This window comes from Ectobacillus sp. JY-23, assembly GCF_023022965.1.
GTDB lineage: Bacteria > Bacillota > Bacilli > Bacillales > Bacillaceae_G > Ectobacillus.
This window is the reverse complement of record NZ_CP095462.1, coordinates 39,503-54,733: the sequence shown is the minus strand read 5'-3', so window position 1 is coordinate 54,733 and position 15,231 is coordinate 39,503. Positions and strand designations below refer to the sequence as shown.

Annotated in this window: 12 protein-coding genes; 3 read left to right on the top strand and 9 right to left on the bottom strand. The window is 41.7% G+C overall.

The features are described 5' to 3' along the window. Positions 1-6: 6 nt before the first annotated feature. Both MUG87_RS00260 and MUG87_RS00255 read right to left on the bottom strand, forming a co-directional pair. Positions 7-1,245, bottom strand: a complete 1,239-nt coding sequence (locus MUG87_RS00260; protein ID WP_247084475.1) for a VanW family protein — start codon at positions 1,243-1,245, stop codon at positions 7-9. Then, positions 1,242-1,520 (bottom strand): hypothetical protein, encoded by a 279-nt coding sequence (locus MUG87_RS00255; protein WP_247084473.1) that lies wholly within the window; start codon positions 1,518-1,520, stop codon positions 1,242-1,244. The genes MUG87_RS00260 and MUG87_RS00255 overlap by 4 nt, the downstream gene beginning before the upstream one ends. A gap of 186 nt (positions 1,521-1,706) precedes the next feature. Between MUG87_RS00255 and MUG87_RS00250 the strand changes: the two genes are divergently transcribed. The 3 genes from MUG87_RS00250 to MUG87_RS00240 are packed head-to-tail and all read left to right on the top strand — an operon-like array spanning position 1,707 to position 4,677. After that, the gene (locus MUG87_RS00250) at positions 1,707-2,336 is read left to right on the top strand and encodes a type IV pilus modification PilV family protein (RefSeq protein WP_247084471.1); all 630 of its coding nucleotides are present in this window, start codon (positions 1,707-1,709) and stop codon (positions 2,334-2,336) included. Further along, positions 2,320-2,943 (top strand): prepilin-type N-terminal cleavage/methylation domain-containing protein, encoded by a 624-nt coding sequence (locus MUG87_RS00245; RefSeq protein ID WP_247084469.1) that lies wholly within the window; start codon positions 2,320-2,322, stop codon positions 2,941-2,943. The genes MUG87_RS00250 and MUG87_RS00245 overlap by 17 nt, the downstream gene beginning before the upstream one ends. Before the next feature lie 9 nt (positions 2,944-2,952). After that, on the top strand, positions 2,953-4,677 hold the full coding sequence (locus MUG87_RS00240; protein ID WP_247084467.1) for a hypothetical protein: 1,725 nt from the start codon (positions 2,953-2,955) through the stop codon (positions 4,675-4,677). An 18-nt stretch (positions 4,678-4,695) separates the two neighbouring features. Here the strand turns inward: MUG87_RS00240 and MUG87_RS00235 are convergent, their stop codons facing one another. From MUG87_RS00235 to MUG87_RS00205, 7 genes are all read right to left on the bottom strand, one after another. Further along, positions 4,696-8,799, bottom strand: coding sequence for a DUF5057 domain-containing protein (locus MUG87_RS00235; protein WP_247084465.1), 4,104 nt, complete (start codon positions 8,797-8,799; stop codon positions 4,696-4,698). A 5-nt stretch (positions 8,800-8,804) separates the two neighbouring features. Continuing rightward, entirely contained in the window at positions 8,805-9,596 is a 792-nt protein-coding gene (locus tag MUG87_RS00230) for an ankyrin repeat domain-containing protein (RefSeq protein ID WP_247084463.1), read from the bottom strand. 456 nt (positions 9,597-10,052) lie between these two features. Beyond that, positions 10,053-10,736 carry a LutC/YkgG family protein gene (locus tag MUG87_RS00225; protein WP_247084461.1) on the bottom strand — a complete coding sequence of 228 codons (684 nt, stop codon included), beginning with the start codon at positions 10,734-10,736 and terminating at the stop codon, positions 10,053-10,055. After that, a complete protein-coding gene (locus tag MUG87_RS00220; RefSeq protein ID WP_247084459.1) occupies positions 10,733-12,160 on the bottom strand; it encodes a LutB/LldF family L-lactate oxidation iron-sulfur protein in 1,428 nt (475 codons plus the stop codon). Before MUG87_RS00220 ends, MUG87_RS00225 begins: the two co-directional genes overlap by 4 nt. A gap of 12 nt (positions 12,161-12,172) precedes the next feature. After that, the gene (locus MUG87_RS00215; RefSeq protein ID WP_247084457.1) at positions 12,173-12,889 is read right to left on the bottom strand and encodes a (Fe-S)-binding protein; all 717 of its coding nucleotides are present in this window, start codon (positions 12,887-12,889) and stop codon (positions 12,173-12,175) included. Positions 12,890-13,088: 199 nt separating this feature from the next. Continuing rightward, on the bottom strand, positions 13,089-13,757 hold the full coding sequence (locus tag MUG87_RS00210) for a FadR/GntR family transcriptional regulator (RefSeq protein ID WP_281503709.1): 669 nt from the start codon (positions 13,755-13,757) through the stop codon (positions 13,089-13,091). 87 nt (positions 13,758-13,844) lie between these two features. Further along, positions 13,845-15,230: a sensor histidine kinase gene (locus MUG87_RS00205; protein WP_247084453.1), complete on the bottom strand. Its 1,386-nt coding sequence runs from the start codon at positions 15,228-15,230 to the stop codon at positions 13,845-13,847. Position 15,231: the final 1 nt, after the last annotated feature.

Sequence of the window (15,231 nt, the reverse complement as noted above, 5' to 3'; positions counted from 1 at the left end):
TTCTCCTTATTGCGGTAGTGTTGGCACAGCCGGCGCACTTGTATTTGGTTGCGTTACAGGCGCTTCTGTCGTTGAGGGTGTAGGTACTATAGCTGTTTGTGGAACGGTTGCACTTGGCAGTTTCGGCAGTACGAGCGCGTGCTTCACTTGACTCACTGGCAAGTAGCGATCCTCAGCAACTTGTTCACGCTTTAGAAATGCACCGTTTCGATATATATCTCTGTATACTTTTACAAACAGACCATCGCTTCCCTCTCTGCGAACCGTTACCGCGTCATGCTTAGCCGGTGTTATCACCTGTACGATTTCTGATTTTGCTACATCCGTTATTTCTGTATAAGGCGTATATATATACGCAAATGGCAGACCTTCTATAGATAAACTCATACCGCTATTCGTTAACTGAAAGCGTAGTGTATAAGGTGTTGTATTGGGATTATACAAAACAAAGTCCGTTTTATCTTTTTCGATTCGCGCTTCTGTTCCTGCTTCAGCATACGCCGGTAGCTGCAGACTGATGCTGCGCTTACGCACTTCTAAATTGGTAGACAAAGCGGCCTCGTTCATAAGCGTTGCAATGACGCTCAGTGCACCGTCTGTTAGAGACAGCTTATCTTTTACAAGCTTCTGCAGCGATAGCTCGTGTCCTGGTTCTAACGTAAGCGTTTTGTACTGGCTGAGCCATAAACCAAGTTCACTGCTATACATATCAATGGCTTTGATTTCACTCTGTGCTACAACTCGATGTATACTTTCTTTTTGTAAAAACTCCGTTGCAACAAACGTTTTATCTCGTTCAAGATTTGCGCTGGATCGTTGCAAAGCCTTTTGCAGTACTTCCTGATTGAGGGCTGCAACCACTTCCTGACTGAACTGTAAGAAAGCAGTCAGCTGCTTACTATCTACAGTGACAATCAGCGGCGTACGCGTTTTTTGCTTAGCACTCGCTACACTACCAGGTACATCAAATACAAAAACTGTAGCCGGGACTGACACTGTCGCTTCCTGGTATGTAATTTGTATATTTGAAGAAGCTAGCCAAGCATCCACTTGTTTTTGCACATTTTGCTGTGCCTGCTCACGTCCCATTCCGCTCACATTTACAGAACCAATGTACGTTCCTTCTTGAAAGGATGTGGTAGTATCAAACAATTTCATCATAGCAGTGCGTAAACCAAATTGAACAAAAAAAACAAAGGTACACGAAATACCTACTACAATTCCCAAACGAGCAAAATGATTCATATCCAATCTCCCTTTTTTTGTTCCACTTCTTCCTTAAATAAAAAACGACCTGCTCTTGTATATAAGATATAAACAGTACTTCCGATAAATAGGACGACAAGTAATGTACTTTTCCACAAGGGCATTACGTGTTGCAGCAAAAGAAAAAGCATAACAACACCAAACGCTATACCTGATATAATCGCGTGACCTAGGGTGGTTAGACCGAACTTGGCCACACATAAAATGACAAACAGTAAACCGGACGACAACAAGGTAGGAAATACGTATGTCATCTTCATACTCCTTTTCAAATTATTATTTTGGTGCATATAAACTGTTTATGTATGAATAGAACTTTATAAAAATAGCATATTTTGATTGAATTTAAGACATTTACTCTTTTTTCATTTCATTTTTATATAACACCATTGTATTATAGGATTATATTATACCAGCAATGTAGAAGAGGAAAGATTGAAATGCAAAAAAAATCCGAAAACGGCCTCACACTCATTGAAGTACTCACATCCATCACTATTTTCTCAATTGTAACCGTTGGTTTATTCGCTGTATTTCCACGAACTTACATGTTTACAAAGGAAAATCAAACTAAAACCATAGCGGTAAACCTAGCGAGAGGAGCACTTCACTATATGGAAAAGCAGGATTATGAACTATTACAGGGGTACGTGCTCGCCCTTAACAATAAACCAGGTATATTAGATACCACAAGTATTTGCAAACAAATACTTCCTATTCAGCTACCAGAGCAAACATTCCAGCTTTCTTTGTTCGCTGATGAGACCAGTTGTGGCAAAATACTTGCCCCGACCATTAATAATGTGACGTATGACAACAAAAACATCCAAATCTTTTTAATGCCACAAAATTGGAAAGAAGAGCAAATCCAATCCGTCATGAACCATTTAAAATTAGTTCATCCAAATACAAATTTCACCTCAATACACAAGCAGCTGACTGCGTCAAATCCACAAAAGTTAGGTAATGCAGACGCTCTTCGTATTTTTGTTTACGTAGATTTACAGGAAAAAGATGCAAAAGAAGGTGTATTGCTAGAAGGGAGTATTGCTCATGAAGCAATTCGTTAATAGAGTCAGCAACGAGCGCGGTGTTACACTTGTTGAGCTCATGGCTACTATAACCATTATCTCCATTATAGGTGGCTCTATGTACGGTTTGCTAGGTCTTGGCTTACGTACCTATGAAAGTATTAATATAGAAGCCCGTCTTCGCGATGAAGCAGATTATGTTGTGACAATGATTATGAATGAGCTATATTCATCAGATTACGATGATGTACGCTACGATGCAAATCAGCAAAGTCTACAATTCTTTAAGCGAAAAAGTGAGATGCCCGTATTGCAAAACGATGACCTTCGCTATGTATATACAAATAATCCTATTCCTTCTGCACAACTTTTTATTGCCGATGGGGAAGTGGTGTTTGAGAAAATGGATGCGGAAGGAAAGGTGATAAAACATATTACCTTTCGCACTGATACAGATATTCAAATACGTGCCGATTCTCAATTGAATATGCTTTGCACGAGTAAAAGCACCGTCTTTACTTACATACAAAACGAAGTAACACCCGTTACTTTGTGCAGCAACGGCATTGTTGAACTGCAATTTATTTTTAAAGCGGCAAACGAGCGCATCAAGCCCCTGAATGTAAAAAGTGAAATTGGTTTTTAAGGAGGAGTTATGACTAACGAACGCGGTTCTACTCTTATTCTTGTATTATTAATTAGCCTTGTGTTCGTCACAGCTGGCTTAACGATTTTCTCTCTGACCATCTCTGGTGCTAAGCGTGCGGAAATTCGGAAAGAAGATGTTGTAGCTACACAACGTGCAATTGAAGAAATGAATCTAGTCATTAATGATTTTAAAAAGTCTGTTCGTGCCATTTCACTGGACAATCTTTCTAAAGCGGAATATCGTATAAAACTACAAGCAATTGAAGAGACGTTACAAAAAAAATATACAAACGATGCAGTGTTAAGCATTCGCGATCATACAACAGAAATCTTTGGCGCCGATGTTCGTAATGTATTTGCTCGTTATTATACCCTTTCTCTGGTTTATATAAATGATGAGGACCCAGCCAAACCAACAATTACTAAAACAATTGAACGAAATGTGTTACTTTCACCCACCCCAAGCTTTTTACAATATGCAATTGGTTCACAAGACGCCTTGAACTTAAACGGTGCTTCTGACATTACTGGAAATGTATACGGTGCTACAGTAAACCTTGCAAATGTCGCTCGCTATGTGAATCAATTGAGCAACAATCTAACAAGCACCTTGCCGTTTCAAAAAGGAGCCACGCTCTATCCAGCTATTCAAGGAGATTTATTCGTGGATAAGCAACTGAATATTTACGAAGATGTAACCAAGTTTGATGGCAACAGCCTCGTTTCCTTTAACAAACAGCTGTTGTCGAGACAAAAGCCTGAAACATTGGCACCTTATTTTTATCCAAAAAGTGCACCACCTCTGATTAGAAAGCCCTATGATCCGTTTATTTCAATTGATTTCAAGAAAACCGTTGCTGATAAATTACATGCAATGAATGTTGGTTTATCATTAAAACCGGAAGACATTCCTGACAATAGCCATCCTGAACGCGCAAGAACAATTACAGAGCAACTACAGGACCATCCTGGCGTGTACACCGTGGATCAAAGTGCTAGTTCCTTTAACTTCGCTGCTTTAGCAGCTGACAAAAACGTGATTTTATTAAAAACGAGCAGCACAGAACCCTTTTTAATCGCCAGCGATGTGAAGCTAGGACCAAAACAATGGCTTGTCGTGCAAGGCGATTTAGAACTGTACAGCAATAAAACTCCAATCACAATAGAAGGAAACTTGCTTGTACTTGGTAATCTTACTATTCGTGGTAACGCATTGGATGTAGGTGACGAAAAAGATAAAATTGTCTTTAACTCCACCATTTATACAACAGGTAAGACTACCATTTATAGTACAGATATTACTGGTACTGAAGAAGGTAAGCTTGTAGCGTTTAGCCAGGATGATTTACTCATCAGCCGTATCAACGAGTTTCAAAGAACAAGTGATGCGGTGGAGCCACTTGAAGCTTTCTTTTATACAGACACATCAGCAGAACTTTATGGGGTCGGTTCTTTATTCAAAATTCACGGTGGACTATTCGCCAAACAAGAGCTCACAATTAATGCAATTCGCCAAGATACCTTTTCTTCTCTTGGCGGTGTTGTGAATCAAGTTGTTCGATTGCCATTGCTTTCAAGAAGCCTACAAGAAAATAAACCTTCTCGCTTTGTTGTTGAATATGATAAATCCGTCATTTTACAGCAACTGGACGCGCTACCCCACGTCAGTCAACTGCAAGTGCTTGTTGAAGACTATACGATTACACCTGGCAAAAAGGCTTCCTCACCATGATGAGGAAGCCTTTTTCACTTACCAACGCAGCAACGGCAAATCCGGATTTGGTAAAATACTACCTTGCTCCTGAACATTGACTGTCACTGTTTTTGCTTTTCCTTGCGATACAGCTGTGATAGCCGAGGTACCAGGTACTTTTCCTACAATGACACCTCCGCTTACAATAACAGCCTGTGGATTGCTTGTATGCCAGCTTTCAATACGCTTGTTCGTTGCATTTGCAGGTACAAATTGGAGCATATTTCGTAAATCACGTGTTTCTCCTACCGATATAGTCAAACGGTCAGGTGAAAAATATAAATCTTCCAGCGGTACAAACGAAGATTTAACCGTTACATAAACAGTCGTTTGCGCACCACCTCCATCTCGTGCTCGTACAGTAATGGGAATTGGCAAAACGGTTGGTACTTTACCTGTTATAGTAAGTGAAACAAGTTGTGTTGCTTCTTCTTCATCTGCACTCTTCACGCTCTCTATTTGCATAAAGGCACTATGAATCGGATTAGACAAACTCCATGACAAACGCTTATCTCCCGCATTTTCCGGACCGACTTGTACCGAGAGCTGTAAGGTGCGCGTTTGTCCTTCCATGATTTCTATCTCGTTCGGTGTGATACGAATGGAAGAAAGATAAGGGAGCACAGTTACTCGTACGGATTTTTCTATTCCTTCCCCATTCATGCCTTCGCCGCGTGCCGTAATAACCGTTGTCCCTGGAGCCCTCCCTGTTACACTGTAATCATCACTGCTTACAGAAGCAATGTGGGCCGCGCTGTTTGTCCATTGCAACTTTCCAATCGCACTCTCTGGAACCACTACCAATCCGAGGGGACGTGTTTCGCCAACTCGTAAGGTAATCTCCTCCGGCATACGAATGTCACGAATTGGATTTTTCACCACAACTGTAATCCAGTTGCTTGTAATTGGCGTACCGAATATGTCAGTAGCGATTACACGAATCTTCGTTTCGCCAACCTGAATAGGTAGTATCTCATGTGTAATGGAATCAACTTTTACGATAGGACTTTGCACCTCCCATTGATAGGAAGCAACGATTGCATCTTTTGGCGTTTGCGTGATAATGACGTTTTGCGGGACGCTATCTAGATTGAGTTCTATTTTGTTAGGTACAGTAATGCCCTTTAATGGCTGCCGCGCTGTAATGACATGCGGTTTTATCTCTGCTCTCTCTTCTTTTCCTCTCACGTTGATATAGGTAACGTTCCCTTGCTTTAGTGTAAAATCCCCTGACTCAACGGCCTTCATGGAAACAGAAAAGCGAAATTCTTCTGCTGTAAAGAGCTGCTTCTCTCTCTTGTAAAGGATATCTCCTATATAGCCCGTTACAGTAGTAGTTCCGTCGCTATTAACCTGCTGTTGCAAAATACTTGATGAACTGACGTCAACAGTTATGCCTTTGGGAAAGGTTTCACTATATACGATATTGTTTAATGCATAAACATGATCATCCACAATACCTGTAAATGTAACATCAATCTCACCTTTGATTAATTTGCTAGGTTGCAATTGAAATTGAGCAAACTTTACAAAGTTTGGATGTTTCCCTAAATTACTTACAATTGCGATTGTCAAAGTGGCATTCTTTGTTCGATTTACGTATGCTATTAATTCCTCTTCATATTCATCTCTATTTTCACTTCTCGATACAATAAGCTCAGCGATATTTGGATTGTTATTTAATTCGGTTATTGTTACAGATTTTGTTAACCCTTCCTGCACATCATTTGGAATCGATTCTGTAAACTTGAGCCGTTTAGTAGACTTCATAAAATCCTCAAACGACATCTTTGTCCCTGGTGGTCCTAGCTTTTTCTCTATACTTTGATGCATTGCAAATGGACGCAATCCACTTACTTGCACTTCTTGTCCATTGACAACACTCTCTGCAATCTTCTGTGCCTGCAATGTATAATCCACTTTAATCGTATCTTCATTTACCTTTACCATACCCATTTTGCTGAACATTCTTGCCACTTCTAAATCAGGCGCAGTCTTTTCAACCTGTAATGTAATGGTTTCCACTTGTTTGGCACTCGCATCGTCTGTTGCTTCAATACGAATCGTCGCTTGTCCACCCTCCGGTCTCTTTAGGTCGACCTCTTCACTTACTGTCGTTCCGCTAACGATGCGTCGTGTTGTACCTACTTCTTCCTCATTGACAAAGATACGCACGTTGACGAGGCGATCCTTTGCATCTAAATCTTCTACAGTAAATGAAAGCTGCTGCTTTTGATTGCCTGGTACCACGGTTCCCGTTTTTGGACTATGTACTGTAATAAGCGGCGCATGATTTGCACCTGCAAACGCTGTGTACATAGTATTAATAAATAACAATTGCTCATCTGGCGTTAACGTATTTGATGTATGACCAGCACCTGTATACGTAATGTTGTTACGAGAATAAATATAATAATGATTATAGCTATCGCTATTATCTAGTTTACTATGATTGAGATTATACCAAGGCATAACGGCGGGGTCTTCCAAATCTAACGCGAAATATTGCGCATGTGTAGAAGCGACATTTACATTTCCTTTTAATTGATGCGGAAATTGTGTAATCATCCCCTCGTTTACACGCTGTGTATTTGTAACACTTCCGATTACCCCTTGACCGCCTCGTCCTAAGTTTGTTTCCAAATAATATTTACCGGGAGTTAATAGCTTTTGTTCTATGGTCTTACTCTCATAATCAGCTAAAATACCAGTTGGGTACATTTGTCCCGAGTACGGTAAAAAATTCACAAACCAGCTATTGGTGTCACGCAAGACATCATTATTACTTTTACCTACGCTATCTATACCGCCGCGATCTCTTCTGAGCGTATCATGTGTCATAAATACGCTTTGACCACTCTCAATAAAGCGTTTTACAGCCCCTACAGGCGTGCTGTCGGATGCTGGATAGCGATTCAAATCAGCCGCAAGCTTTGCTGAACCATACTCATCTTTCAAACCAAAAATCAACATATTATATGTACCATTATTAATGGTTTTATAGCAATTTTGCGTACATGTAGGCGAAATAAACTGGTTCATAGTTACGACATTCAGTTTAATATTGTAGCCATCACCACGAATGGTATCGCCATCCAAGTGCGCTTTTAAAATTTCCAGCAAACTGCCGTCCGTTATAGAATTACCACTCACAACCTGTAGTACATTGATGTCTATCGTTCTACCGTTCACATAAAATACACCCGTACTATAATCTTTTAACTCGCGATTATCGACCAGTTCCAATTTCCAACGTCTAATCCCTGCATAACCAGAGGGCAACTGATAGGAGAAGGAATAGTAGTCTGTTTTTTGCATCACCTTTACGTTATTTGTATAGACGCGTTCTGACGCTTCAAACTTGTTATTAAAATTTAAATCTATATAAAAATTCGCCTGTGTAACATCGGGATTGCCAACCGGCATCTTAAAAGAAAAATTGACAGTATCACCAGGATTATATTTATTTTTATAGTTTGTAATATATGTGTCATTTAGCGGGGTCAGACGCGGTCGCATCGAAGATTCGGCAAGTTTTCGTAGCATAGTAACCGCAGCCTGCGGCTCTACAAACTGCACACTTTGTTGCAGCGAACCGAACTTTGTTTTCAGTACGTGCTCCTTCCCTTGTACTTGTTGCGTATTCGGCTGTTGCTTCAGTACAGAAGGATCGACAAGAACCGGGAGCTTACGATTAATATAATAGCGTTCAATTTCACTAAATTTTAATAACGTTATATCATTCATAACATTTGTTGTATTATATGTATCTGCACGCTTTGTGTTAGTCAACTGGCTAATTGCCGCAGTCGGATTTGGATCTAGTGTTGGAAATGCCGTTGAGTATGGATTTTCTTTTCCCTTGGCAATATAAACGGCATCATATTTCCCATCAAGTTCATCTCGCATAGCCACAAAGCGCTTCATGGGGATACTGGTAACTTCTACTGCATTGCCAAGTGAATTAGCGATAGAATTCACGCCACTGTCTGTAATTTCTAACACTTTAAACTTTGGCTTTTCCTGTGCGTTCACACCTGCAAACGGTATAGTCGTCAGTAATAAAATTAGAATTGTTACGAATGCTATCCATCTTCTCATTGATCTCACTTCCCCTTTACTAGAGAAACAATACGTTCATTGCCAGATTGAATGGCAATGTCTAACAGCATTTCACCCTTTTTTGTGACTTGCGTTATATCACTTCTCGGCAGCAGGAGTGTCACTAACCCCTCATCTCCCTGTGCCACCCCGTAAAACAGCGCACTGTAGCCAGCTTCATCAGTTGCACGCGCATCCGCGCCGTGTTCAAGCAACAGCGTGGCAACTTCAATATTCCTTTGACGAACTGCTGTCATCAACGGTGTTACGCCCTGCTTTGTTGCTATATTTACATCTGCTCCCGCTTGCACCATTTGTTGCACATAATTCAGTTTATTTATATAAACCGCTTCATGAAGCGGTGTCCATCCTGCTCGATCAGCGTGATTTACATGCGCCCCGTTTTCTAATAACCACGAGAGCACACGCTCTTTTTCATATACCTCACTCGTTTCTATCACACTATAAAACAACGGTGTTCTTCCTTGCTGATCCGGTTCATTTAAACTATTTTGAGCGGCTTGTAAAATAGAAACATCACCATGTAGTGCGGCGTAATGTGTAATCATTTTCCCTTCTTTATCCTTTGCCTTTACATTTGCCCCCTCTTGTAAGAAATAAAGGACAATCTCCTCGTATCCGTGCTTTGCTGCGAACAACATGCCAGTATGTTTTTCTTTTGACGTTGTATTGGTGATTTGCTTTACTTTTCTTAAATCCCCAACTTCGATTGCTGCTTCTAATGCCTGTTGCTTTTTGGGAGCAGCGCATCCTACTAAACCTATTATTGCAGCCATAATGATTATTTTCCTAATCACGTTACACCTCAATTACAAAAACTAGTATTATCGCAATATTATTATAAATGAGTTTTTATTTATTGTCTTTTATTTTTCTATAAAATTCAATAAGAATATATACATAGAAAACCATATTCTTTTTTTGGGTGGGAAAGAAAAACGGGCAATGTGTGGTTGCGGTCAGTGCCTAAGAGATACGTATGTCAAGTAAGAACATATACACGTAGCGAGGCGTTCTGAAGCTGTGATTTTCTTGCTGTTTCTATGTCGGAAAAATCATGTAGACTTATATAGATCAGAAAGAATCATGGACGATTTATAACAGCAATCATCCTTAGTACACCTTACGAGATCCTGTGCTCATGCTGTAAGAAATCGTTTTGATGCTTTCTTGTGATTATAACTGTTTTGATTAAGAAACAGTAAAAAGCTTTGCGCGTCGCACAAAGCTTTTTATACGATTAAATAATAGGCCTTTAACGGACCGTGCACGCCGACGACAAGGTTCATCTCAATATCTGCGGAGTTACTTGGTCCAGATATAAAATTAATGCAGGATGATGGCGCTTCGCCACTTTCAACGCGATTGTTCAAATCATGTAAAGCTTGCGTAATGCGAGGAACGAGTGTCTTGCGCGGGATAATCGCAATATAAATCATAGGTAGGAAATGAAGAGCACGTCCCTGTCCTTCTCTGGCTTGCACGACAATAGTACCAGATTCAGCCAGTGCGTAATCGCTAAATACGATGCCAAAAGTTGCTTGCTCAGCGACAGTAAAGTTAGCTTCTTTTTTCCCAGCTTTCCACTCATAAGCACCGCGCTCCTGTAACAGGTTCGTTAATCCATATTCGGCAAATCGTTCATCTTGCGAGGTAATAATCGCGCCATTCCCCTCTTCTTCCATAATGCGTAAAAGTTCTGCTGGCAGCTGCTCTTTAGATGTCTCTAACACTGTTGTATGAATGTTAGCACATTGCTTTTTGAACACAGCCAATAACTCTTCTTTTGTATGATTTCCCAATACACGCCAGTTCACATCGCTTTTCCAGACAGGGCGCGTCACACCTGCTGTTCGTCTTTTACGGCCAAGCTTTTGGGCAAGATTATTTAAAAATGCATCACGGTTTTGAATCATGCTCTCTCCCCGTCCTTTTTATGTGCTTTAAACCAGTCACGGAATCGTTCTTTACTCGGCGCCGGGAATTCGCGAATGTCGGTCCAGTTTTTGAGTGGACCAACACCTTTTGTAATACGACCGGATGAGGTGAATGGACTCATTGCGGTAGGCGCCATTTTTGATCCTATCTTGTATAATGCGGCAGAAGAAGCGCCCATACTAAACATTTTCATCGCCAGCTTCTCAGCAACCGGTGCGCGTCCTTCTTTTTCAACAATGACCTGGCGATGCTTTACAAGTAAATTATGAAGCGGTATTTTGACCGGACAAGCATCGGTACATGCCCCGCACAAGCTGGATGCATATGGTAACTCCTTGTAATCGTCATAACCGCCGAGCAGCGGCGTGAGCACAGCACCAATTGGACCTGGATAAATAGAACCGTAGGAGTGACCGCCAACGTGGCGATACACCGGACACACATTAATACAAGCTGCACAGCGAATACACTGCAATACAGCACGGAACTCAGAGCCTAAAATTTCAGAACGACCGTTGTCAACAATCACAAGGTGGAACTCTTCTGGACCGTCTCCCTCCCCTTTTGCAATTGGTCCTGCAACTGTAATATAGCTCGTTAGCTTTTGACCGACTGCGCTGCGGCATAAAAGCCCGACCAGCACATCCAGTTCCTCCATTGTCGGTACAAGACGCTCCATCCCCATCACAGCAATTTGGGTTTTCGGAATGGCCATAACCAAATCGGCATTTCCTTCGTTGGTTACAAGGCAAAGGGAACCCGTATTAGCTACTGCAAAGTTACAGCCGGTCACCCCGACCTCTGCTTCCATGAATTTCTCTCGTAAAATCCCCCGAACAAATTTTGTCATTTCATATGGATCTTCACTCTTTGTGTAGCCCAGCTTCTTTGCGAACACTTCACGGATTTGCTCTTTGTTTTTATGAAGAGCAGGCGCCACAATATGGGAAGGCGGCTCATGGTCGTCAACCTGCAGAATATATTCTCCTAAATCACTCTCTACAACTTCGCAGCCAATTTCCTCAAGCGCTTGATTCATATTGATTTCTTCTGTCACCATAGACTTTGACTTAACCACTTTTTTCGCGTTCTTTTTCGCAACCACATCTTGAATATATTGCGCTGCCTCCTCCTTGGTTTTCGCAAAAAAGACATGACCGCCCCGCTTGGCTACATTATCACTTAGTTGCATTAAATAATAATCCAAATTCTCAAGCGTATGCTGGCGAATTTGTTCGCCAAGTGTGCGCCACTCTTCCCAATCCCCAAGCTCTTCGGCAGCAGCTATACGTCGTGTATACAAGCGCTCCTGTGCCGAAGACACAGCACCGCGCATTATTTTGTCATCAATGCCCTCTGCAATACGATTATAAAATGTATCATTGCTCGTTTTCATAGCCATTGTTTTTCCCCCTTACCGGCTGTTTAGTACTTCGGCAATGTGCATCACACGTATATTTTTCTGAAGCCTCTCCGCCCGGCCCCCTATATTCATTAAACATCCACAATCCGCCCCAATTAAATAGGTTGCACCTGTCTGCATTACGCTGTCGACCTTTTCATCTACCATTTGTTCAGAAATAGGTGTCATTTTAACGGAAAAGGTACCACCAAAGCCACAACAATTTTGTGCATTCGGTAGCGTTTCCACGCGCAATCCCTTCACATGGGAAAGCAATGTAAGCGGTGCATCCTTTACTCCAAGCAGGCGCGTCATGTGACAAGACGTATGATATGTCGCTATGCCCTCAAGCTTTGCGCCCACATCAGTAATACCAAGGACATCTACAATAAATTGCGTTAATTCATACGTTTTAGCAGCAAGCACTTTCGCGCGTGGTTCCCATTCCACATCTCCTTGAAAGATATGCGGATAATCTTTAAACATAGTTGCACAAGAACCGGAAGGTGTGACCACGTACGTTGCTTTTTCAAATGTACGAATCATGTTTTTGGCAGCTTCTTTAGCAGCCTCTAGATAGCCACTATTGTAAGCGGGCTGACCGCAACATACTTGCGCTTGTGGAAATTCCACTTCACACCCAAGACGTTCTAATAGTTCTACAGTTGCTTTTCCCACGTTGGTTTGAAACATATCCACTAAACATGTAACAAATAATGTAACTTTCATAGATACCATCCCCCTCAACCTTAATTCATCCGGTCATCTGATGACTTGTTAAAAAAAAGAAAGAATCACTATTGCGATACTTCCACACAAACTAAGCAAACGCTTTCTTCTACATATCATTATAGCAAACAAATAATGAAAGCGCATTATATTTTTTTGTAATGTTGCCTGACAAAGCATTGCTCTGTCAGGTCATATATTATCCGCGCCGTAATACCTCCAGCATATGCGCCACACCTGTCAAATGATTCAGCATCGCCTGCTCGGCTGCATTTCCATCTTGCTTTGCAACAGCATGATAGATGGCTTCATGCTCCTCGGCCAACTTCTCTGTTGTTGTTTGCTCTCCATACAATACAAGGCGACGCGTTTCGCCGATTGTATCAGCAATCATGCCAGAAACATGATTCATAAGCTCCAGCAAAATGGTATTGTGCGCTGCTTTTGCAATAGCCATGTGGAAGCGGAAATCAGCTGTTTCCGATTCGTCACTGCGCATTTTTCCAAGCCAATATTGCATGTCTGCTAAATCTTGTTCGGTGCGTCTCTGCGCTGCTGCTTGCACAGCTCCAACCTCCAGCACCTTCCGTACCTCAAACAAATCGGCCACATCTTCATGCTTCATCAATACTGTTGTATGTAACGGCGATGTGACAGCGGATGCTTCAAAGCTCTTTACATATGTCCCCTCACCTTGCCGCATTTCAATTAGACCCATTGCCCGCAATGCCGTCAGTGCTTCGCGCACGGCAGAGCGCCCCACTTGAAATTGCTCCGCAAGCTGATGAACTGGCAAGAGCTGATCACCAGGCTTTAAGGTACCGTCCTTAATCATACCAAGCAGAGCCTCGGTAACTTCTTCATATATTTTCTTAGGTCGAATCGACTTGTATGTCAGAAAAACACCACCCTACTATCATCTATAGCCATATTGTAGTATGAAATGCTTGTAAGCTCAAATACTTATCACCGGAAGTTCAAGAATAATGCTCGTACCGACTCCTTGCTCACTCTCTATTTGAATAGTTCCGCCGTGGATTTCGGCAATCTGTTTTACAATTGCTAACCCTAGCCCTGTACCGCCGCTTTGACGGGAACGTGCCTTATCAACGCGATAAAACCTTTCTCCAAGCTGGTTTACATGCTCAGGGGCAATCCCAATCCCGGAATCACGAATCATAAGCATGCACTTCTCTTTGTTTTGTGTCAGGCATACTTTGATTTCACCTTGCTCTGTATAGCGCAAGGCATTGTCCATTAAGTTATGAATGACCTGACGGATTCGGTCTTCGTCAAGATCGGCAATCACATCTGGATCCAGCTGCTGCACAAGGCGCAAGCCCTTCTCCTGTATTTGAGGTTCATATAGTGCTAATTCATCTTCAATCAGTTGTGCAAAGACAGTCGGTTGCTTTTGTAGCGGAAATAACTCTCCTTCTAAACGCGCGAGATCAAGTAAATCATGAACAAGCCGCTCCATTCGTCCGGCTTCCCGATGAATTAAACCAATATATTTATTTGGGTCTTCTTTCGCAACCCCATCAAGAATGGCTTCACTGTATCCTTTTATGTAACTGAGCGGTGTGCGCAGCTCATGCGAAATATTTGCTAGAAATTCTTTTCGATGTAAGTCTTCCCTTTCGAGTGCTGAAGCCATACTATTAAAGGCTGAAGCAAGCTTCCCTACTTCATCACTAGATGTAATTTCGATGCGCTGCGAAAAATCACCACCGGACATTTTATACGAAATGCGCTCCATTTGCAGGAGAGGTTTTGTAACAGCAAGGACAATCTTACGACCAATCCACGCCGCAGTAACAATAAGAAGAATGGATAATGGTGCTAAGATCCATCCGAGATCCACAATGAGGTCTTTTACACTCTTGAGTGGGATATACACATACAAAATACCGACCAGGCGCTTTTCATCCAAAACTGGAATGACCGTTCCGGTAATATTCCTATCAAAGCGCGGCTCATAACCGGACTTCGTAATGGTGTCACCATGTAGCAAGTGCTGACGATCGTCTTCACTTACAATGGGGTTGTATTGAATTTCAAAAGGCAAGCATGCACTTAAATCACGTGGATTATCTACAAACATGATATTACTTTCAGACAGGGCATCAAAATCAGCCACCTGCTGCGAAAAGTGAGCACTGCCCTTTTTGGCATCATAACGGGACGCCAAACGCTTTCCTTCTGCTACCATCATTCCTTCTACATTTTGTACATACAGCTTTTCATACGAATAAAGAGAAACAACATATAAAAATGAAGCCGTAATGACTGCCACAGCACTAATGGTCAACCACAGCTTTTGTACCATCGTTCGTTTCATA

Excerpts from the sequence above, each read along its gene's own strand:
- MUG87_RS00260 (WP_247084475.1), bottom strand. The coding sequence starts at position 1,245 with ATGAATCATTTTGCTCGTTTGGGAATTGTAGTAGGTATTTCGTGTACC.
- MUG87_RS00255 (WP_247084473.1), bottom strand. The coding sequence starts at position 1,520 with ATGACATACGTATTTCCTACCTTGTTGTCGTCCGGTTTACTGTTTGTC.
- MUG87_RS00250 (WP_247084471.1), top strand. The coding sequence starts at position 1,707 with ATGCAAAAAAAATCCGAAAACGGCCTCACACTCATTGAAGTACTCACA.
- MUG87_RS00245 (WP_247084469.1), top strand. The coding sequence starts at position 2,320 with ATGAAGCAATTCGTTAATAGAGTCAGCAACGAGCGCGGTGTTACACTT.
- MUG87_RS00240 (WP_247084467.1), top strand. The coding sequence starts at position 2,953 with ATGACTAACGAACGCGGTTCTACTCTTATTCTTGTATTATTAATTAGC.
- MUG87_RS00235 (WP_247084465.1), bottom strand. The coding sequence starts at position 8,799 with ATGAGAAGATGGATAGCATTCGTAACAATTCTAATTTTATTACTGACG.
- MUG87_RS00230 (WP_247084463.1), bottom strand. The coding sequence starts at position 9,596 with ATGGCTGCAATAATAGGTTTAGTAGGATGCGCTGCTCCCAAAAAGCAA.
- MUG87_RS00225 (WP_247084461.1), bottom strand. The coding sequence starts at position 10,736 with ATGATTCAAAACCGTGATGCATTTTTAAATAATCTTGCCCAAAAGCTT.
- MUG87_RS00220 (WP_247084459.1), bottom strand. The coding sequence starts at position 12,160 with ATGGCTATGAAAACGAGCAATGATACATTTTATAATCGTATTGCAGAG.
- MUG87_RS00215 (WP_247084457.1), bottom strand. The coding sequence starts at position 12,889 with ATGAAAGTTACATTATTTGTTACATGTTTAGTGGATATGTTTCAAACC.
- MUG87_RS00205 (WP_247084453.1), bottom strand. The coding sequence starts at position 15,230 with ATGAAACGAACGATGGTACAAAAGCTGTGGTTGACCATTAGTGCTGTG.